This window comes from Pseudomonas sp. GW821-FHT01E10 (assembly GCF_059422365.1).
In genome coordinates this window covers 244122-262890 of record NZ_JBWKWT010000004.1, presented here as the reverse complement: position 1 = coordinate 262890, position 18769 = coordinate 244122, and the positions used below count along the sequence as shown (strand labels likewise).

Sequence of the window (18769 nt, the reverse complement as noted above, 5' to 3'; positions counted from 1 at the left end):
AAATCACCGTTTGCTTTTGATGATGGTGCCCAGGCCTTGCAGATAGGCCACCAGCGCGTCCATTTCGGTTTTGCCCTTCACAGCATCCTTGGCGCCGGCGATGTCTTCGTCGGTGTAAGGGACGCCGAGCGTGCGCAAGACTTCCATTTTCTTGGCGGTGTCTTTGCCGTCGAGCTTGTTTTCCACGAGGAACGGGTAAGCCGGCATTTTCGACTCGGGCACCACGTTGCGCGGGTTGTACAAGTGCGCACGCTGCCAGTCATCGGAGTAACGACCGCCGACACGGGCCAGGTCCGGACCGGTACGCTTGGAACCCCACAGGAACGGGTGATCCCAGACGCTTTCACCGGCGACCGAGTAGTGGCCGTAGCGTTCGGTTTCAGCGCGGAACGGACGGATCATCTGCGAGTGGCAGCCGACACAACCGTTGGCGATGTAGATGTCGCGGCCTTCCAGTTCAAGGGCGGTACGAGGCTTCATGCCCTCGACCGGCTTGTTGGTAACGTCCTGGAAAAACAGCGGAACGATCTGGGTTAGGCCGCCGATGCTGACGGCGATAACCATGAAGAAGGCCAGCAGGCCAATATTCTTCTCGACTGCTTCATGCTTCATCAGTGAGCTCCAACTACAGCAATCTTGGCGGCGGCTTCAGCTTCAGCCGGGTCCGAGGCACGAACGGTACGGAACACGTTGTAGGCCATCAACAGCATGCCGCTGGCAAAGAACGCGCCGCCCAGGGCACGAACGATGAAACCAGGGTGGCTGGCTTGCAGCGCTTCCACGAACGAGTAGGTGAGGGTGCCGTCGTCGTTGATTGCACGCCACATCAGGCCCTGGGTGATGCCGTTGACCCACATCGAAGCGATGTACAACACGGTACCGATGGTCGCGAGCCAGAAGTGCGCGTTGATCAGACCGGTGCTGTGCATTTGTGCACGGCCGAACAGTTTCGGGATCATGTGGTAGATGGCGCCGATCGAGATCATCGCTACCCAGCCCAAGGCGCCGGCGTGTACGTGGCCGATGGTCCAGTCGGTGTAGTGCGAGAGCGAGTTGACGGTCTTGATGGCCATCATCGGGCCTTCGAAGGTCGACATGCCGTAGAACGCCAGCGACACGACCAGGAAACGCAGGATCGGGTCGGTGCGCAGCTTATGCCAGGCGCCCGACAGGGTCATCATGCCGTTGATCATGCCGCCCCAGCTCGGAGCCAGCAGGATGATCGACATCGCCATGCCCAGGGACTGAGCCCAGTCCGGCAGTGCGGTGTAGTGCAGGTGGTGCGGACCGGCCCAGATGTACAGGGTGATCAGCGCCCAGAAGTGCACGATCGACAGGCGATAGGAGTAGATCGGACGCTCGGCCTGCTTCGGCACGAAGTAGTACATCATCCCCAGGAAACCGGTGGTCAGGAAGAAGCCCACGGCGTTGTGGCCGTACCACCACTGGATCATCGCGTCGGTCGCACCCGCGTAGGCCGAGTAGGACTTGAACAGGCTGACCGGTAGCGACATGTGGTTGACGATGTGCAGCATCGCGGTCACGACGATGAAGGCACCGTAGAACCAGTTACCGACATAGATGTGCTTGGTCTTGCGCTTGACGATGGTGCCGAAGAACACCAGACCGTAGGTGACCCAGACGATGGCCAGCAGAATAGCCAGGGGCCATTCCAGTTCCGCGTATTCCTTGGTGGTGGTGAAACCCATCGGCAAGGTCACGATCGCGCCGACGATCACCGCTTGCCAACCCCAGAAGGTGAAGGCCGCGAGGCTGTCGGAGATCAGTCGCGTTTGGCAGGTTCGCTGCACGACGTAATAAGAAGTGGCAAACAGAGCACAACCACCGAAGGCGAAAATCACCAGGTTGGTGTGCAACGGGCGTAAGCGTCCAAAAGTCGTCCACGGCAGACCGAAGTTCAATTCCGGCCATACGAGCTGTGAGGCGATGAAGACACCAAGCCCCATGCCAAGGATCCCCCAGACCACCGTCATGATGGCGAACTGGCGGACTACCTTATAGTTATAAGCAGTCGGACTGATTGCTGTGCTCATTCTAAGGTTCCACGGTTTGGGTGTTTTATTAGGAGTAAAAATCGGCCGCAAGTATGGAGAAAGCGGGGGGTCATTGCAACGCGCCATGACCTGGGTCAATGCTTTCAAAACCTGATTCTGCGGCCTTTCCATGCGCCGCGTAAGGACAAAATTGCCCTCTGACAAAATGTCGCAGCGGATGAAAAAGGCGAGGGGTTCAAGTCAGATGTAACGGGGTGTGTTCAAACGCAACGATCGAGGGACAGACGGCAATTTGCGCGACAGCCGGTATCTACCAGCCTTTGCGGCCTGTCATCGAACAGAATCGTCGAACACATCGGGTAAAATCGACCTGGAACCGGCTCATGCCAGTCCGCACCGAGGAAGCTTAGACCCGAATCTGGTGAACCGAAAGGAAGGGGAACGGCAGGGTGCGACAATGGGTCGCAAAGAGGCAGGGAACTGCCGCATTCCGAAGAATGCGGCAGCAGAGCGGTCAAAAATTATTCGTTTTTGCCTTGTGCCTGCAAACGCTCGGTGCCGACTCCGTGGGACAAGCTGTACACATAAGCGGCCAGCAATTGCACCTTGTCGTTGCCCAGCAGTTCGTTTTGCGCCGGCATATGGCCCTGGCGGCCATGGCGAATAGTCTGTTGCAGTTGCGCCAGGCTGGTACCGTAGATAAAACCGGCCGGGTGCGTCAGATTCGGCGCGCCCATGGCTTCAGTGCCCTGGCCGTTTGCCCCATGACAGGCTACGCAGGTGGTGCTGAACAGTTGCTGTCCGGCTTGCACGTCGGCACCACTGTCGGCTGGCAACGGCAGGCCCGCCAGTTCGTGACGCACATACGCGGCGACGTTTTTCACGCCGGCTTCACCGAGGATTTCACCCCAGGCCGGCATGGCCGCCATGCGACCGCCCATGATGGTGGTCTTGATGGTCTCGGCACTGCCGCCCCAGCGCCAGTCGCTGTCGGTCAGGTTAGGGAAGCCGAACGCGCCCTTGGCATCCGAGCCGTGGCACACCGAGCAGTTGGAGGCGAACAGGCGGCCACCCATTTTCAGTGCCTGTGGGTCTTTCGCTACTTCTTCCACCGGCATGGCGGCGAATTTGGCGAAGATCGGCCCGAACTTCGCGTCCGCCTTGCTCATCTCCTTTTCCCACTCGTGCACCCCGGTCCAGCCGTTTTCATAACCGGGCAATATGCCTTTCCAGTTGCCCAGGCCCGGATAAAGGATCAGGTAGCCGACCGAGAACACCAGGGTGCCGGCGAACAGCATGAACCACCACTGCGGCAGCGGGTTGTCGTACTCCTCGATGCCGTCGAAGCTGTGGCCCATGGTCTGGTCGACGCTGCCCTTGGTTTCGCCGCGGCGGGTGCCGATCAGCAGCCAGGTCAGGCCGATCAGGCTGCCGATGGTCAGTACGCAGATCCACGCACTCCAGAAGGTGGTCATGGCCGGGCGCTCCTTGTTGTTGCAGATTCTTGGGTAGTTTCGGGTTGCGGCTCGTCAGCGAACGGCAGCAGGCGCGCTTCGGCGAATTGCGGATTGCGCTTGCTGTTGAACACCCACAGTGTCAGGCCGACGAAGGCCACGAACACCACGACTGTGCCGAGGCCGCGGATCAGGCCTGTGCTCATATCAATGACCATGACTCACCTCTTGCTCTTGATGGCAGTGCCGAGCACTTGCAGGTAGGCAACCAGCGCGTCCATCTCGGTCTTGCCCTTGAGCGAAGCGACTGAGCCTGCGATGTCTTCGTCGGTGTACGGCACGCCGAGGGTGCGCATGGCGCGGATCTTGGTTTCGGTGTGGCTGCTGTCGAGCGGGTTGGCCACCAGCCATGGATACGCCGGCATCTTCGATTCCGGCACCACGTTGCGCGGGTTGTACAAGTGCGCGCGGTGCCAGTCTTCGGAGTAGCGCCCGCCGACTCGCGCCAAGTCCGGCCCGGTGCGCTTGGAGCCCCAGAGGAACGGGTGATCCCACACGCTTTCCCCGGCCACCGAGTAATGGCCGTAGCGTTCGGTTTCGGCGCGGAACGGGCGGATCATCTGCGAGTGGCAACCGACGCAGCCTTCGCGGATGTAAATGTCGCGACCTTCCAGTTGCAGCGCGGTGTAGGGCTTCATGCCTTCCACCGGTTTGTTGGTCACGTCCTGGAAGAACAGCGGGACGATCTGGGTCAGGCCGCCGATGCTCACGGCGAACACCATCAGCAACATCAGCAGGCCGACGTTTTTCTCGATTGTTTCGTGTTTCATGGCGGACTCCTCAGGCGATCTGCGCGGCAGCGACGGCTTCGGCAGGCTGCGAGGCCCGCACGGTGCGCCAGGTGTTGTAAGCCATCAGCAGCATGCCGCTGAGGAAGATCGCGCCGCCCACCAGTCGCACGATGAAGCCAGGATGGCTGGCCACCAGGGTTTCGACGAAGGAGTAGGTCAGCGTGCCGTCCTCGTTGACTGCGCGCCACATCAGGCCCTGGGCGATGCCGTTGACCCACATCGAGGCGATGTACAGCACGGTGCCGATGGTGGCGAGCCAGAAGTGCGCGTTGATCAGGCCGATGCTGTGCATCTGCTCGCGGCCGAAGACTTTCGGGATCATGTGGTACAGCGCACCGATGGAAATCATTGCCACCCAGCCGAGCGCGCCGGCGTGAACGTGGCCGATGGTCCAGTCGGTGTAGTGGGAGAGGGCGTTGACCGTCTTGATTGCCATCATCGGCCCTTCGAAGGTCGACATGCCGTAGAACGCCAGGGACACCACGAGGAAGCGCAGGATCGGGTCGCTGCGCAACTTATGCCAGGCACCCGACAGGGTCATCATGCCGTTGATCATCCCGCCCCAGCTCGGCGCCAGCAGGATCAGCGACATCACCATGCCCAACGACTGTGCCCAGTCCGGCAGCGCGGTGTAGTGCAAGTGGTGGGGACCGGCCCAGATGTACAGGGTGATCAGCGCCCAGAAGTGCACGATCGACAAGCGATAGGAATACACCGGGCGTTCGGCCTGTTTCGGCACGAAGTAGTACATCATTCCGAGGAAACCGGCGGTGAGGAAAAAGCCTACGGCGTTGTGGCCGTACCACCACTGCACCATGGCATCGGTCGCACCGGAGTACAGCGAGTAGGACTTGGTCAGACTCACCGGCAATTCCAGGTTGTTGACGATGTGCAGGATTGCCACGGTGATGATGAATCCACCGAAGAACCAGTTGCCGACATAGATGTGCTTGGTCTTGCGCTGCATGATCGTGCCGAAGAACACGATGGCGTACGCCACCCAGACGATGGTGATCAGGATGTCGATCGGCCATTCCAGTTCGGCGTATTCCTTGGAGCTGGTGTAACCCAGCGGCAGGCTGATCGCCGCCAGCAGGATCACCAGTTGCCAGCCCCAGAAGCAGAACGCGGCGATTTTCGGCGCAAACAATCGAGTCTGGCAGGTACGCTGTACCGAGTAGAACGAACTGGCGAACAACGCGCAGCCGCCGAAGGCGAAGATCACCGCGTTGGTGTGCAGCGGGCGCAACCGGCCGAAACTGGTCCATGGCAGATTGAAGTTGAGTTCGGGCCAGACCAACTGGGCGGCGAGAAAAACCCCGAGCCCCATGCCGACGATGCCCCACACCACCGTCATAATGGCGAATTGGCGGACCACCTTGTAGTTGTAGGCGGTACTGATAGAAGTGTTCATGGTTCCCCATCCACGGTTCAGCCGAAGTGAGGGCCCGTCTTTGCGAGTAAGCCGCGCAAGGCAGACGCTCCCTTCGCCTGGAGTTATAGGCAGACTAAAAGCGAGGCAAGCATGGACAAACAGCACAAGGCCAGTATTGACGGGGATCAATGGGCGCAGTGCGTGCGGGATCACGGATGGCTGTGGAATGCCGCCTCGGTGCCGGCCTCGGCGACACTGATTCTCGCCCATGGCGCCGGTGCGCCGATGGACAGCGGCTGGATGAGCGACATGGCTGCGCGCTTTGCCACGCAAGGCGTCAACGTGCTGCGCTTCGAGTTTCCGTACATGGCCCAGCGGCGAGTGGACGGCGGCAAGCGCCCACCGAACCCGGCGCCGAAACTGCTGGAGTGCTGGCGTGAGGTGTACGCCGTGGTGCGACGCCATGTCACTGGGCGTCTGGCCATTGGCGGCAAGTCCATGGGCGGGCGGATGGCCAGTCTTTTGGCCGATGAGCTGGAAGCGGATGCGCTGGTGTGCCTCGGTTATCCGTTTTATGCCGTCGGCAAACCGGAGAAACCTCGGGTTGAGCACTTGGCTGCGCTAAAGACACGGACGTTGATTGTGCAGGGCGAGCGCGATGCGCTGGGCAATCGTGAGGCCGTTGAGGCTTATACGTTGGCGCCGGGTATCGAGGTGTTCTGGCTTGAGGCGGCGGATCATGATTTGAAGCCGTTGAAGGCTTCGGGGTTTACGCATGAGCAGCATTTGGACGCGGCAGCGAAGAAGGTCGCCGGGTTTCTGTGAGAAGCAAGATCAAAAGATCGCAGCCCTTGGCAGCTCCTACAGCGTGGACGCCGTTCGAATGTAGGAGCTGGCGCAGCCTGCGATCTTTTGACTTTGTTGTCAGCGGTTAAACCGCTCCACCAACGAATACTGGGTATTCGCGGTCTTGGTCAGTTCCTCACTCAGCAGCGCCGAGTTTTGTGCCTGTTCCGAGGTCTGATCAGCCAGTTGCGAGATGTTGCTGATGTTGCGGCTGATTTCTTCGGCCACCGAACTTTGCTCTTCGGTCGCGGCAGCGATTTGGGTGGTCATGTCGGTGATGTGGGCTACCGCTTCGCTGATGCCCACCAGCGCCTGATCCGCTTCCAATACCCGCGCCACACCTTCTTCAGCCTGGCGATGGCCGGCCTCCATGGTTTGCACCGCCGTGCTGGCGGTTTGTTGCAGCTTGGCGATCAGGGCGTGGATCTGCCCGGTGGATTCGCTGGTGCGCTGCGCCAATTGGCGCACTTCGTCGGCCACCACCGCAAAACCACGGCCCATCTCACCAGCACGGGCGGCTTCGATCGCAGCGTTCAAGGCGAGCAGGTTGGTCTGGTCGGCAATGCCTTTGATCACATCGACCACGCCACCGATTTCGTCGCTGTCCTTGGCCAGTTGAGTGACCGTCAGACCGGTTTCACCGACCACCACCGACAGGCGTTGAATGGCTTCGCGGGTTTCACCTGCGATGTCGCGACCGCGACCGGTCAGGCGATTGGCTTCCTGAGTGGCGTCGGCGGTGCGCTGCACGTGACTGGCGACTTCCTGAGTGGTAGCGGCCATCTGATTGACGGCGGTCGCCACTTGCTCGGTTTCGACGCGCTGACGTTCCAGGCCGGTGGAGCTGTTATGGGCCAGCGTGTCGGACTGTTTCGCTTGTTCGTTCAGATGCTCGGCGGTGTCTTGCAGGCGCGTCAGGCAGGTTTTCAGGCGAGCTTCCTGGCTGAGAATGGACATTTCCAAGCGTGCCTGGGCACCGCGGCTGTCGGTGTACATCTGCGCGATCAGCGGGTCGGACGTGGTCTGTTCGGCCAGGCGCAGCAAGCGCTTGATGCCGCGCTGTTGCCAGCTCAAGCCCATCAAGCCCAACGGCACCGAAAGACCGGCGGCGAGGGCGAAGCCCCATTGCGACGTCAGGGTGGCGCCGATCATGAAGCTCAACTGGCTGACCAGAATGAACGGCAGCCAGTCCTGAAGCACCGGCAACCACTTATCCCTTTGAGGAACGGCTGACTTGCCCTGATTGATGCGTTGGTAGAGCGCTTCGGCACGGCGGATCTGCTCGGCGGTGGGCTTGACCCGCACCGACTCGTAACCGATCACCTGATTGCCTTCGAACACCGGTGTGACATAGGCGTTAACCCAGTAGTGGTCACCGGTCTTGCAGCGATTCTTGACAATGCCCATCCATGGCAAGCCTTGTTTCAGTGTGCCCCACATGTGCGCGAACACCGCAGACGGGACGTCGGGATGACGAACCAGGTTATGCGGCGCACGGATCAGTTCTTCACGCGAAAACCCGCTGATTTCGACGAAAGCATCGTTGCAGTAGGTGATCATGCCCTTGGCATCGGTGGTGGAAATCAACCGTTGCTGCGCCGGGAAGGTCCGTTCGCGTTGTGTAATGGGCTGGTTGTTACGCATGGCTTTTTCAATCCGCAAGGCTTTGATGGTGTATCGGCATCGTTGGGCATTTATTGAAGTTTTTTTTCAATAAATCAGTAACGCGTCGCAAAACGACCGCTGCGTCATCATCCCGCGAGCATCGGATACGTGAACAAGCCGAAATGCAGCAGATTCAAACCAAAATGGGTGGCGATGGCCGCACCCAGCCCACCGAACCGGTAGGCCAGGCCATAGCCGACACCGGCCAGGCTGGCCAGCAACACCCATTGCCAGCCAGCGCCCAGATGAACGAGGCCAAATAGCAATGATGCGAGCACCAGCGCGAGGCTTTCACCATAAGGCAGGTGTTTAAACTGCCGGCTCAGACCGCCCTGGATGTAGCCGCGAAACAGCGCTTCTTCCACCAGCGTCACCAGCAACAGATTGTTCAGCATCCACAGCCAGGCCTGATCCGGCCATTTCGGTGCCCAACTGATCACCCCCAGCAATAGCGCACCACCCAGAGCCAGTACGGCACTCACGGTCAGGGCGAGGGCGGTGGCATACACCGACAGGCGCAGGGAGCGCCGGCCGACAATCCATGGGCAGACCAGTAACAGCCAGAAGCCGATCAGGGGTTTGTCCTGATTCAGGTACATGGCGAACCGCACGGCATCGTCGGTGAAACGCAGGGGATCGATAGCGCGACCGTTGTAGAAACCGGGAAGCCAGTGTGTCGCCAGCGCCACCGCCAAGACGATGAACAAGCCGTGGCCGAGGTAGCGGCCGAGGGGGATCTGTTGTTGGCGAACGGCGAAACCGGCGATCAGCAGTAACCCGAAAGAAATGGCAGCCAGCCAGCCGAGATGGCCGTAGATCAAAGCCAGGCTGTAGCCGAGCGAGAGAAGTGCCAGATAGATCCATGGCAGAGCGATCATTTGAAGTCCTTGAGGGCGGAGGTGCCTGTTTTCTTGGGGCGCGCAATTATAGAGACATACACCGCCCAAACAAAAACACCGCCCGAAGGCGGTGTCGTTGTCGGCGGAGGCGTTACGAGGCAATCAACTGCCGCAACACGTAATGCAAAATCCCTCCGGCCTTGAAGTACTCCACTTCGTTCAGGGTATCGATCCGGCACAATACCTCGACCTTCTCCTGGCTGCCGTCTTCACGGGTGATGACCAGCGTCAGGTTCATCCGCGGAGTCAGTTCGACGCCCGTCAGGCCAAGAATGTCCAGGGTTTCCTTGCCAGTGAGGTTCAGGCTCTTGCGGTTCTGATCCAGCTTGAACTGCAGCGGCAACACGCCCATGCCCACCAGATTTGAACGGTGAATCCGCTCGAAGCTTTCTGCGATGACGGCTTTGACCCCCAGCAGGTTGGTGCCCTTGGCCGCCCAGTCACGGCTCGATCCAGTGCCGTATTCTTGCCCGGCGATCACCACCAGCGGCGTGCCCGATGCCTGGTAACGCATGGCCGCGTCGTAGATCGGCAGTTTTTCCCCGGTCGGAATGTAAATCGTGTTGCCGCCTTCTTCACCACCGAGCATTTCGTTGCGAATGCGGATGTTGGCGAAGGTGCCGCGCATCATCACTTCGTGGTTACCGCGACGCGAGCCGTAGGAGTTGAAGTCCCGTGGTTCCACCCCTTGTTCGCGCAGGTAACGGCCGGCAGGGCTGTCGGTCTTGATGTTGCCGGCGGGGGAGATGTGGTCGGTGGTTACCGAATCGCCGAGCAGCGCGAGGACTTTCGCCCCTTCGACATCCTTGACCACTGGCGCAGGGCCGCCAATGTCATCGAAGAAGGGCGGGTGCTGGATATACGTCGAATCGTTGTTCCAGACATAAGTCGCTGCCTGCGGCACTTCGATGGCTTGCCACTGCTCGTCGCCGGCGAACACTTCGGCGTACTCCTTGTGGAACATTGCGGTGTTCACCTGAGTTACCGCGTCGGCGATTTCCTTGGTGCTCGGCCAGATGTCTCGCAGGTAAACCGGGTGGCCGTCCTTGTCGTTTCCCAAGGGCTCGCTGCTGATGTCGATGCGCACCGTGCCGGCCAGCGCGTAGGCGACGACCAGGGGCGGGGAGGCCAGCCAGTTGGTTTTCACCAGCGGATGCACGCGGCCTTCGAAGTTGCGGTTGCCCGACAGCACCGAGGCGACGGTCAGGTCGGCTTTCTGGATGGCTTTTTCAATCGGCTCCGGCAACGGCCCGGAGTTGCCGATGCAGGTGGTGCAGCCATAACCGACAAGGGCAAAACCGAGTTGGTCGAGGTATTGGGTCAGGCCGGCTGCCTTGTAATAGTCGGTGACCACTTTCGAACCGGGGGCCAGGGAGCTCTTGACCCAGGGTTTGCGCTTGAGGCCTTTTTCCACGGCTTTTTTCGCCACCAGTCCGGCTGCCATCATCACACTGGGATTGGAGGTGTTGGTGCAGGAGGTGATCGCGGCAATCACCACCGCACCGTTTTTCAGCCGATGCGTATGGCCTTCGTGAGCGTAGTCCGCTTCACCGATCAGATCGGCGTTGCCTACCGCGACGCCACCGCCGCCCTCACTTTCGAGGCGACCTTCTTCCTTGCTGGTCGGTTTGATTTGCAGGCCGAGAAAGTCAGTGAACGCTTGCGCCACATTCGGCAACGAGACGCGGTCTTGTGGGCGTTTCGGTCCGGCGAGGCTGGCCTCGACGCTGCCCATGTCCAGGGCCAGGCTGTCGGTGAACACCGGCTCTTTGCCGGGCAGGCGCCACAGGCCCTGGGTTTTGCTGTAGGCCTCCACCAGTTTCACGGTTTCCGAGGTACGGCCGGACAGGCGCAGGTACTCCAGGGTCACCTCGTCCACCGGGAAGAAGCCGCAGGTGGCGCCGTATTCCGGAGCCATGTTCGCAATGGTCGCGCGGTCGGCCAGCGGCAGGTCGGCGAGGCCGTCGCCGTAGAACTCGACGAATTTGCCGACCACGCCTTTCTTGCGCAGCATCTGGGTGACGGTCAGCACCAGGTCGGTGGCGGTGATGCCTTCCTTGAGCTTGCCAGTGAGTTTGAATCCGATCACTTCCGGAATCAGCATCGACACCGGTTGACCCAGCATCGCCGCTTCCGCTTCGATCCCGCCGACGCCCCAGCCGAGTACGCCGAGGCCGTTGATCATGGTGGTGTGGGAGTCAGTGCCGACCAGGGTGTCGGGGAAAGCATAGGTGCGGCCGTCCTCATCCTTGGTCCAGACCGTGCGTCCTAGGTATTCAAGGTTGACCTGGTGACAGATACCGGTGCCCGGCGGCACCACGCTGAAGTTGGCGAAGGCGCTCTGACCCCAGCGCAGGAAGGCGTACCGCTCGTGGTTGCGCTGCATTTCGATGTCGACGTTCTGTTCGAAGGCGCTTGAGCTGGCGAACTTGTCGACCATCACCGAGTGGTCGATCACCAGGTCCACCGGCGACAGCGGATTGATGCGCTGTGGGTCGCCACCGGCCTTGGCCATGGCGGCGCGCATGGCGGCCAGGTCGACCACGGCCGGGACGCCGGTAAAGTCCTGCATCAATACCCGTGCGGGGCGGTATTGGATTTCGCGGTCGGAGCGACGCTCCTTGAGCCAGGCGGCAATCGCCTTGAGGTCGGCGCCGGTGACGGTTTTCTCGTCCTCCCAGCGCAGCAGGTTTTCCAGCAACACTTTCAACGACATGGGCAGCTTGTCGAGATCACCCAGGCTCTTGGCGGCTTCGCGCAGGCTGAAATAGTGGTAGGTCTTGTCGTCGACTTGTAAGGTTTTAAGGGTTTTCAGGCTATCGAGGGACGGCATTGAAATGACTCCTTTAAGTCCACACGGCTACGGACTGAGGGACGGGCAGATGTTTAAACCTAGTCCTGTTTGGTGCTTAAGGCTAATAACTGGACCCTAAGGGCAAGTCCAAGGTTCCGAACTCGGCTATCATGCGCCGGTTTTCGTGACAGGCTTTGCTTCAACGCAAGCCTGGGCATCGCGCAGTGGCGCAATTTTTCCGCCAACTGCCCAGGAGTAAGAATGAACACCCTCTTTATGCATTGCCGACCGGGCTTCGAAGGCGAAGTCTGTTCCGAGATTTCCGAACATGCCGCGCGGCTGAACGTGGCCGGTTATGCCAAGGCCAAAACCGCCAGCGCCTATGCCGAATTCATCTGCACCGAAGAAGACGGCGCCGAACGCCTGATGCGTGGCCAGCGTTTCGCCGACCTGATCTTCCCGCGCCAGTGGGCCCGTGGGATCTTTATTGATCTGCCGGAAACCGACCGCATCAGCGTGATCCTCGCCCACATGGCGGACTTCCCGCTGTGCGGCAGCCTGTGGCTGGAAATGGTCGACACCAACGATGGCAAAGAGCTGTCGAACTTCTGCAAGAAGTTTGAAGTGCACCTGCGCAAGGCGTTGATGGCGGCCGGCAAACTGGTGGAAGACCCCAACAAGCCGCGTCTGCTGCTGACCTTCAAGAGCGGCCGCGAAGTGTTCATGGGGCTGGCGGAGTCGAACAACTCGGCGATGTGGCCGATGGGCATTCCGCGCCTGAAGTTCCCCCGTGAAGCACCGAGCCGTTCGACGTTGAAGCTGGAAGAGGCGTGGCATCACTTCATTCCCCGCGACCAGTGGGATGAGCGTCTGCACAGCGACATGACCGGTGTCGACCTCGGCGCCGCCCCTGGCGGCTGGACCTGGCAACTGGTCAACCGCGGCATGCTGGTGACCGCCATCGACAACGGCCCGATGGCCGAAAGCCTGATGGATACCGGTCTGGTGCAGCACTTGATGGCCGACGGTTTCACCTTCAAGCCCAAACAGCCGGTGGACTGGATGGTCTGCGACATCGTCGAGAAGCCGGCGCGCAACGCGGCGATGCTGGAAGAATGGATTGGCGAGGGGCATTGCCGGGAAGCGGTGGTCAACCTCAAGCTGCCGATGAAACAGCGTTATGCCGAAGTGAAGCGCTTGCTGGAGCGTATTGCCGAGGGGTTCAAGGCGCGGGGCATTCGGGTTGAAATCGGCTGCAAGCAGCTGTATCACGACCGTGAAGAAGTGACCTGCCATTTGCGCCGGCTTGACGTGAAAAAACCGAAATCCCGCTGATTCATACGGTCCCGCTCCCACAGGTGACCGAACACCCGGCAATGCGCGACAATGCCGGCAAGTTTCAGGAGTAAACCATGAGTGAAATGATCGATACGCCGGTTGACGGCACCCTCGACGCCACCGGCCTCAATTGCCCGGAACCGGTGATGATGCTGCACCAGCACATCCGTGACCTGGTGCCTGGCGGCCTGCTGAAGGTGATCGCCACCGACCCGTCGACCCGTCGCGACATTCCCAAGTTCTGCGTGTTCCTCGACCACGAGTTGGTGGCGCAGCACGAAGAGGCAGGCACCTACCTGTACTGGATCCGCAAGAAGCTCGCTTAACGGGCACAAAAAAGGCCTGCATGTGCAGGCCCTTTTTTTGCGCTCGCTTAACCGGCCGAACGGCTGGTGCGGATTCGCTTGCGTGCGCTGCGCGCCAGGCGGATCGACAGCATCAGCGCCGCGCAACTCAAACCGACGATCAAACCCTGCCACAGCCCGCTCGGGCCGCTCGGCGCGCCGAACCAATCGGTCAGGCCCAAGGCGTAACCCACCGGCAAACCGATGCCCCAATAAGCGAACAGCGTCAGGATCATCGTCACTCGCGTGTCTTGATAGCCGCGCAGTGCACCGGCCGCCGTCACCTGGATCGCATCGGAAAACTGGAACAGCGCCGAGTACACAATCAGCATCGCGGCCACGTGAATCACCGTCGGGTCGGCGGTGTAGATCGCGGCGATGGGTTCACGCAGCAACAGCATCATGCTTGCGGAAATACACGCATAAGCCAGTGCCGTGCCCATGCCGACTCCGGCGGCGAAGCGTGCTTCGCGTGGTTCTTCGCGGCCCAGTGCCTGGCCGACCCGCACGGTCACGGCCATGCCCAGGGAGTAGGGGATCATGAACACCAGTGAGCTGAAATTCAGGGCGATCTGGTGCCCGGCGACCACAGTGGCGCCGAGGCTGCCGATCAGCAGGGCGATCACCGCAAAGATGCTCGACTCGGCGAAAACGGCGATGCCGATCGGCAGGCCGATGCCCAGCAAGCGTTTGATCACTGCCCACTGCGGCCAGTCGAATCGGCTGAACAACTGGCTCGACTGATAGGCCGGTGCCCAGCGTTCCCAGCCGGCCATCCCCAGCGCCATCACCCACATCACGATTGCCGTGGCCCAGCCGCAGCCGACACCGCCCATCGCCGGCACACCAAAGTGGCCATAGATGAAAATGTAATTGAGCGGAATATTCAGCGCGAGCCCGCACAAACCAAGGACCATGGCCGGACGCGTGCGACCCAGGCCATCACTGAAACAGCGCAATACGTGATAGAACGCGACGGCGGGCAGGCCGCTGGCGATGCCGTGCAGGTACTGCATGCACGGGCCGATCAGCTCGGGATCGACCTTCATGAAATGCAGGATCGGTTCGGCGCTGAACAGTAGGCCGGTCGCCATCAAACCCACCACCAGCGCCAACCACAAGGCCTGACGCACGATCGGGCCAATCTCGCTGTGAGTGCCGGCACCGAAGCGCTGAGCGACTTTCGGGGTGGTGGCCAGCAGCGTACCGGTCATCAACAGAAACACCGGCACCCAGATCGAGTTGCCCAGCGCGACGGCCGCAAGATCGCGAGGCCCGACCCGTCCCGCCATCACCGCATCGACGAAGCCCATGGCGGTGGTCGCCAGTTGCGCGATCATGATCGGCAACGCCAGGCCGAGCAGGTTTTTCAGCTCCAGGCGAACCCGGGCCGGGCGGTTGAGGGAAATAGCGGCGGTGGGGGCAGTCACGGAATTCAAGGCGAAACGTCCAAAGGATTTTGATGCGCGAGGCGGCGCATTCTACGCCTTGACGCAATGGTCAGGAAAAATCCTGTGTTGCGGATTTGTAATCGGTTTTACAGGCATCCCCCACTCCCTCGCCACAGAGGGGGGGGCGACTAAGGTGCTTAATACCTGCTGGCCCATCACCTCCATCTGCGCCTAAACTGCCGGTCCGCCAAAGGAGCCTGCCATGTTGATTGTTGCCGACGAAAATATCCCGTTGCTCGATGCCTTCTTCGAAGGTTTCGGTGAAATCCGCCGAGTGCCGGGACGTTCCATCGACCGCGCCACCGTCGAGCAGGCCGATGTACTGCTGGTGCGCTCAGTGACCAACGTCAACCGTGCATTGCTCGAAGGCAGCAACGTGCGCTTTGTCGGCACGTGCACCATCGGCACCGATCATTTGGACCTGGACTACTTTCAGCAGGCCGGCATCACCTGGTCCAGTGCGCCAGGCTGCAATGCCCGGGGTGTGGTCGATTACGTGCTGGGGAGTCTGCTGACCCTGGCCGAAATCGAAGGGGTCGACCTGGCTCAGCGCACTTACGGCGTGGTCGGCGCCGGCGAGGTGGGCGGGCGGCTGGTCAAGGTTCTGCAAGGCCTGGGCTGGAATGTGCTGGTTTGCGATCCGCCACGGCAAGCCGCTGAAGGGGGCGATTACGTCAGTCTCGAGCAGATCATCGAGCAATGCGATGTCATCAGCCTGCATACGCCGCTGGACAAGCAAGGCCCTCAGGCAACCTGGCATCTGTTCGATAAAAACCGTTTGAACCAACTCAAACCCGGCACCTGGCTGATCAACGCAAGTCGTGGCCCGGTGATCGACAACGCCGCCCTGCGTCAGGTGCTGTTGCAACGTGAAGATCTGCAAGCGGTGCTGGATGTCTGGGAGGCTGAGCCTGAAGTCGATGTAGCGCTGGCGGAGTTGTGTGTCATCGCGACGCCGCACATTGCCGGCTACAGCCTCGACGGCAAACAGCGCGGGACGGCGCAGATCTATCAGGCGTTTTGCAAATTTCTTGGGCAACCGGAACAGGTCAGCCTGAACGATTTGCTGCCAGCGCCATGGCTGTCGGCTGTTACGTTGAATGCTGATACCGATCCGGCCTGGGCGCTGGCGATGTTGTGCCGTGGCGTGTACGACCCGCGCCGTGATGACGCGGATTTCCGTCGCAGCCTCGTAGGCAATGTGAGTGAACAGCGTGCGGCGTTCGATGCGCTGCGCAAGCATTACCCGCTGCGGCGTGAGATCGATGGGTTGAAAGTGCGAATTGAAGGGCATTCGCCGGCGTTGCAGCAGATCGTGGCGGCCTTAGGCGCAACCTCGGCCTAGCAAACTGACCGGATCCCTACAAAAGCCACACAAAACAGGCACCCATAAAAAACCCGGCCAACAGGGCCGGGTCAAGAAGACGGTGGCTATATCACTTTTGTTCGGCAGGCTTGACCAATCGCTTTTCCAGTTCGCGACAAGCGTCCTGGATCATGCTTTCAGTGATCGGTACTTCACGCCCATCCTCATCGATAATCGAGCAACCCAGAGACTGGTCTGGCTGTGTGCGGATCACTTGTATCTTGTCATCGCTGCTGTTTTGCAAGGACATGGCCTGTCTCCTCATCAGGTTGTGCGCTTACTGTAAAACCGCCAGGTGACCGGGCTGTGACAATTCCCTGCGATCTTTCAGGTCGGCCTCTTCAGTCCATCAGAAATACCCTGATGTTTCCACCCGGACTTTAGACCAATATTCTCTAGCCACTAGTCTAGGCGGTCATAATTAACCCGACTCATTGTGATTTACAGCGTTCAATCCGATTGAGCAGTGTAGGCTTGATCGGGTCAAAACCATGGGTTACGCCTTCGGATGATCTTCATGCTTTCTGCCCGTCACCGCCGCGCCATTCGCCTGGCCAGCCGTTTCATCACGCCTTATCGCTGGCCGGCCTTCGGCGCCTTGCTGGCGTTGATTGTCACTGCCGGCATCACCTTGTCCATGGGGCAGGGGATTCGCCTGTTGGTGGATCAGGGTTTCATGACCCAGTCGACGCATTTGCTCAATCAATCCATCGGCCTGTTCATGTTGCTGGTGATCGGTCTGGCGATTGGCACCTTTGTGCGCTTTTACTTGGTGTCGTGGATTGGCGAGCGCGTTGTCGCGGACATTCGCCGTCGGGTGTTCAACCACCTGGTCTATCTGCATCCGGGTTTTTATGAAGACAACCGCAGCTCCGAGATCCAGTCACGACTGACTGCCGACACCACGCTGCTGCAATCGGTGATCGGCTCTTCGCTATCGCTGTTCCTGCGCAACGGGCTGATGGTGATCGGCGGGATTGTCTTGTTGTTTATCACCAACCCCAAGCTGACCAGCATCGTAGTGGTCGCATTGCCGTTGGTGGTCGCGCCGATCCTGATTTTTGGCCGCCGGGTACGCACCCTGTCTCGCCAGAGCCAGGATCGGGTTGCCGATATCGGCAGTTATGTGTCCGAAACCCTGAGTCAGATCAAAACCGTTCAGGCCTACAACCATCAGGTGCAGGACGAGCAGCGTTTTGCCGCGACCGTGGAAGAGGCTTTCAATACCGCCCGCAAACGCATTTTCCAGCGAGCCTGGTTGATCACCCTGGTGATCCTGCTGGTGTTGGGCGCGGTCGGGGTGATGCTCTGGGTCGGCGGAATGGACGTCATCGCCGGGCGGATTTCCGCGGGTGAGTTGGCAGCGTTCGTCTTTTACAGCCTGATCGTCGGTGGCGCCTTCGGCACATTGAGTGAAGTGATCGGCGAACTGCAGCGAGCAGCAGGGGCGGCGGAGCGGATTGCCGAGCTGTTGCGTTCGGAAAACATCATCCAGCCACCGACCCATGGGCTGGTGACCCTGCCTGAACGGGTGAAGGGCGATCTGGTGCTGCAAGATGTGCGCTTTTCCTACCCGTCGCGTCCTGAGAGCTATGCCGTCGATGGTTTGAGTCTGACGATCAATGCCGGCGAAACGCTCGCTCTGGTCGGGCCGTCAGGTGCCGGCAAATCGACGGTGTATGACCTGCTGTTGCGCTTTTACGACCCCGCTGAAGGACGCATCCTGCTGGACGGTGTGCCGCTGACCCAACTCGACCCTCTGGACCTGCGTCGCTGCTTCGCCCTCGTCTCGCAAACCCCGGCGCTGTTCTTCGGCAGCATCGAAGAGAACATTCGCTACGGCCACCCGACGGCGACTTTGGCCCAGGTCCAGGAAGCCGCCAAAATTGCCTACGCCCACGACTTCATCGAGCAAATGCCCAACGGCTACCAGACCCACCTCGGCGACGCGGGTCTCGGTTTGTCCGGCGGTCAACGCCAACGCCTGGCGATCGCCCGGGCGCTGCTGGTGGACGCGCCGATCCTGCTGCTCGACGAAGCCACCAGCGCCCTCGACGCCCAGAGTGAGCACCTGATCCAGCAAGCCCTGCCCAGCCTGATGAAAAACCGCACCACACTGGTCATCGCCCATCGACTGGCGACAGTGAAAAACGCTGACCGAATCGCGGTGATGGACCAAGGGAAACTGGTGGCGGTGGGGACGCATCAGGAGTTGATTGCGAGCAATGCGTTGTATGCGCGATTGGCTGCGTTGCAGTTTAGTGATGGGCTCCATGCCCCAACCGACCAAGTAACCGAATAAGTAACCGACCAAGTCGAGCACCATAAAAAAAGCCCGCATCAATCGATGCGGGCATTTTTGTCAGCGTTT

16 protein-coding genes are annotated in these 18769 nt (G+C 60.3%); 5 read left to right on the top strand and 11 right to left on the bottom strand.

Annotated elements, in window-relative coordinates; translation table 11 throughout:
- Positions 1-3 precede the first annotated feature (3 nt).
- From ccoO (AC07V0_RS10240) to ccoN (AC07V0_RS10215), 6 genes are all read right to left on the bottom strand, one after another.
- Entirely contained in the window at positions 4-612 is a 609-nt protein-coding gene (gene ccoO, locus AC07V0_RS10240) for a cytochrome-c oxidase, cbb3-type subunit II (RefSeq protein WP_018925301.1), read from the bottom strand.
- Positions 612-2054: a cytochrome-c oxidase, cbb3-type subunit I gene (ccoN, locus tag AC07V0_RS10235; RefSeq protein WP_007942208.1), complete on the bottom strand. Its 1443-nt coding sequence runs from the start codon at positions 2052-2054 to the stop codon at positions 612-614. The genes ccoO (AC07V0_RS10240) and ccoN (AC07V0_RS10235) overlap by 1 nt, the downstream gene beginning before the upstream one ends.
- Before the next feature lie 482 nt (positions 2055-2536).
- Positions 2537-3490, bottom strand: a complete 954-nt coding sequence (ccoP, locus tag AC07V0_RS10230; RefSeq protein WP_086945123.1) for a cytochrome-c oxidase, cbb3-type subunit III — start codon at positions 3488-3490, stop codon at positions 2537-2539.
- Positions 3487-3687 (bottom strand): cbb3-type cytochrome oxidase subunit 3, encoded by a 201-nt coding sequence (locus AC07V0_RS10225; RefSeq protein ID WP_018925303.1) that lies wholly within the window; start codon positions 3685-3687, stop codon positions 3487-3489. The genes ccoP and AC07V0_RS10225 overlap by 4 nt, the downstream gene beginning before the upstream one ends.
- Positions 3688-3690: 3 nt before the next feature.
- A complete protein-coding gene (gene ccoO / locus AC07V0_RS10220; RefSeq protein ID WP_007942211.1) occupies positions 3691-4299 on the bottom strand; it encodes a cytochrome-c oxidase, cbb3-type subunit II in 609 nt (202 codons plus the stop codon).
- Positions 4300-4309: 10 nt separating this feature from the next.
- Positions 4310-5734, bottom strand: coding sequence for a cytochrome-c oxidase, cbb3-type subunit I (ccoN, locus tag AC07V0_RS10215; protein ID WP_007942213.1), 1425 nt, complete (start codon positions 5732-5734; stop codon positions 4310-4312).
- A 111-nt stretch (positions 5735-5845) separates the two neighbouring features.
- On the opposite strand from ccoN (AC07V0_RS10215), the gene AC07V0_RS10210 reads away from it, so the two are divergent.
- A complete protein-coding gene (locus tag AC07V0_RS10210) occupies positions 5846-6520 on the top strand; it encodes an alpha/beta family hydrolase (protein WP_495019552.1) in 675 nt (224 codons plus the stop codon).
- Between the two features lie 99 nt (positions 6521-6619).
- On the opposite strand, the gene AC07V0_RS10205 is transcribed toward AC07V0_RS10210, so the two are convergent.
- From AC07V0_RS10205 to acnA, 3 genes are all read right to left on the bottom strand, one after another.
- Positions 6620-8185 carry a methyl-accepting chemotaxis protein gene (locus AC07V0_RS10205; protein ID WP_018925305.1) on the bottom strand — a complete coding sequence of 522 codons (1566 nt, stop codon included), beginning with the start codon at positions 8183-8185 and terminating at the stop codon, positions 6620-6622.
- A 107-nt stretch (positions 8186-8292) separates the two neighbouring features.
- On the bottom strand, positions 8293-9084 hold the full coding sequence (locus AC07V0_RS10200) for a CPBP family intramembrane glutamic endopeptidase (protein WP_018925306.1): 792 nt from the start codon (positions 9082-9084) through the stop codon (positions 8293-8295).
- Between the two features lie 112 nt (positions 9085-9196).
- Positions 9197-11938 carry an aconitate hydratase AcnA gene (gene acnA, locus AC07V0_RS10195; protein ID WP_018925307.1) on the bottom strand — a complete coding sequence of 914 codons (2742 nt, stop codon included), beginning with the start codon at positions 11936-11938 and terminating at the stop codon, positions 9197-9199.
- Positions 11939-12160: 222 nt separating this feature from the next.
- Here acnA and rlmM point away from each other — a divergent pair, with 222 nt between their 5' ends.
- Together rlmM and tusA are read left to right on the top strand one after the other, a co-directional pair.
- A complete protein-coding gene (gene rlmM, locus AC07V0_RS10190; protein ID WP_018925308.1) occupies positions 12161-13234 on the top strand; it encodes a 23S rRNA (cytidine(2498)-2'-O)-methyltransferase RlmM in 1074 nt (357 codons plus the stop codon).
- Positions 13235-13311: 77 nt separating this feature from the next.
- Positions 13312-13563, top strand: a complete 252-nt coding sequence (gene tusA, locus AC07V0_RS10185) for a sulfurtransferase TusA (RefSeq protein WP_007907805.1) — start codon at positions 13312-13314, stop codon at positions 13561-13563.
- A gap of 47 nt (positions 13564-13610) precedes the next feature.
- On the opposite strand, the gene AC07V0_RS10180 is transcribed toward tusA, so the two are convergent.
- The gene (locus AC07V0_RS10180) at positions 13611-15020 is read right to left on the bottom strand and encodes an MATE family efflux transporter (protein WP_086945122.1); all 1410 of its coding nucleotides are present in this window, start codon (positions 15018-15020) and stop codon (positions 13611-13613) included.
- Positions 15021-15234: 214 nt separating this feature from the next.
- On the opposite strand from AC07V0_RS10180, the gene pdxB reads away from it, so the two are divergent.
- Positions 15235-16377, top strand: coding sequence for a 4-phosphoerythronate dehydrogenase PdxB (pdxB, locus tag AC07V0_RS10175; RefSeq protein ID WP_064619101.1), 1143 nt, complete (start codon positions 15235-15237; stop codon positions 16375-16377).
- A 91-nt stretch (positions 16378-16468) separates the two neighbouring features.
- On the opposite strand, the gene AC07V0_RS10170 is transcribed toward pdxB, so the two are convergent.
- Positions 16469-16648, bottom strand: coding sequence for a PA1571 family protein (locus tag AC07V0_RS10170; RefSeq protein WP_018925311.1), 180 nt, complete (start codon positions 16646-16648; stop codon positions 16469-16471).
- Positions 16649-16915: 267 nt separating this feature from the next.
- Here AC07V0_RS10170 and AC07V0_RS10165 point away from each other — a divergent pair, with 267 nt between their 5' ends.
- Positions 16916-18700 (top strand): ABC transporter transmembrane domain-containing protein, encoded by a 1785-nt coding sequence (locus tag AC07V0_RS10165; RefSeq protein WP_086945156.1) that lies wholly within the window; start codon positions 16916-16918, stop codon positions 18698-18700.
- Positions 18701-18769: the final 69 nt, after the last annotated feature.

What these genes read in the sequence shown, in the direction of transcription:
- tusA (WP_007907805.1), top strand. Translation starts at nt 13,312, where the DNA reads ATGAGTGAAATGATCGATACGCCGGTTGACGGCACCCTCGACGCCACC.
- ccoN (WP_007942213.1), bottom strand. Translation starts at nt 5,734, where the DNA reads ATGAACACTTCTATCAGTACCGCCTACAACTACAAGGTGGTCCGCCAA.
- ccoN (WP_007942208.1), bottom strand. Translation starts at nt 2,054, where the DNA reads ATGAGCACAGCAATCAGTCCGACTGCTTATAACTATAAGGTAGTCCGC.
- AC07V0_RS10200 (WP_018925306.1), bottom strand. Translation starts at nt 9,084, where the DNA reads ATGATCGCTCTGCCATGGATCTATCTGGCACTTCTCTCGCTCGGCTAC.
- pdxB (WP_064619101.1), top strand. Translation starts at nt 15,235, where the DNA reads ATGTTGATTGTTGCCGACGAAAATATCCCGTTGCTCGATGCCTTCTTC.
- ccoO (WP_007942211.1), bottom strand. Translation starts at nt 4,299, where the DNA reads ATGAAACACGAAACAATCGAGAAAAACGTCGGCCTGCTGATGTTGCTG.
- ccoP (WP_086945123.1), bottom strand. Translation starts at nt 3,490, where the DNA reads ATGACCACCTTCTGGAGTGCGTGGATCTGCGTACTGACCATCGGCAGC.
- AC07V0_RS10205 (WP_018925305.1), bottom strand. Translation starts at nt 8,185, where the DNA reads ATGCGTAACAACCAGCCCATTACACAACGCGAACGGACCTTCCCGGCG.
- rlmM (WP_018925308.1), top strand. Translation starts at nt 12,161, where the DNA reads ATGAACACCCTCTTTATGCATTGCCGACCGGGCTTCGAAGGCGAAGTC.
- AC07V0_RS10170 (WP_018925311.1), bottom strand. Translation starts at nt 16,648, where the DNA reads ATGTCCTTGCAAAACAGCAGCGATGACAAGATACAAGTGATCCGCACA.
- AC07V0_RS10210 (WP_495019552.1), top strand. Translation starts at nt 5,846, where the DNA reads ATGGACAAACAGCACAAGGCCAGTATTGACGGGGATCAATGGGCGCAG.
- ccoO (WP_018925301.1), bottom strand. Translation starts at nt 612, where the DNA reads ATGAAGCATGAAGCAGTCGAGAAGAATATTGGCCTGCTGGCCTTCTTC.
- acnA (WP_018925307.1), bottom strand. Translation starts at nt 11,938, where the DNA reads ATGCCGTCCCTCGATAGCCTGAAAACCCTTAAAACCTTACAAGTCGAC.
- AC07V0_RS10225 (WP_018925303.1), bottom strand. Translation starts at nt 3,687, where the DNA reads ATGGTCATTGATATGAGCACAGGCCTGATCCGCGGCCTCGGCACAGTC.
- AC07V0_RS10165 (WP_086945156.1), top strand. Translation starts at nt 16,916, where the DNA reads ATGCTTTCTGCCCGTCACCGCCGCGCCATTCGCCTGGCCAGCCGTTTC.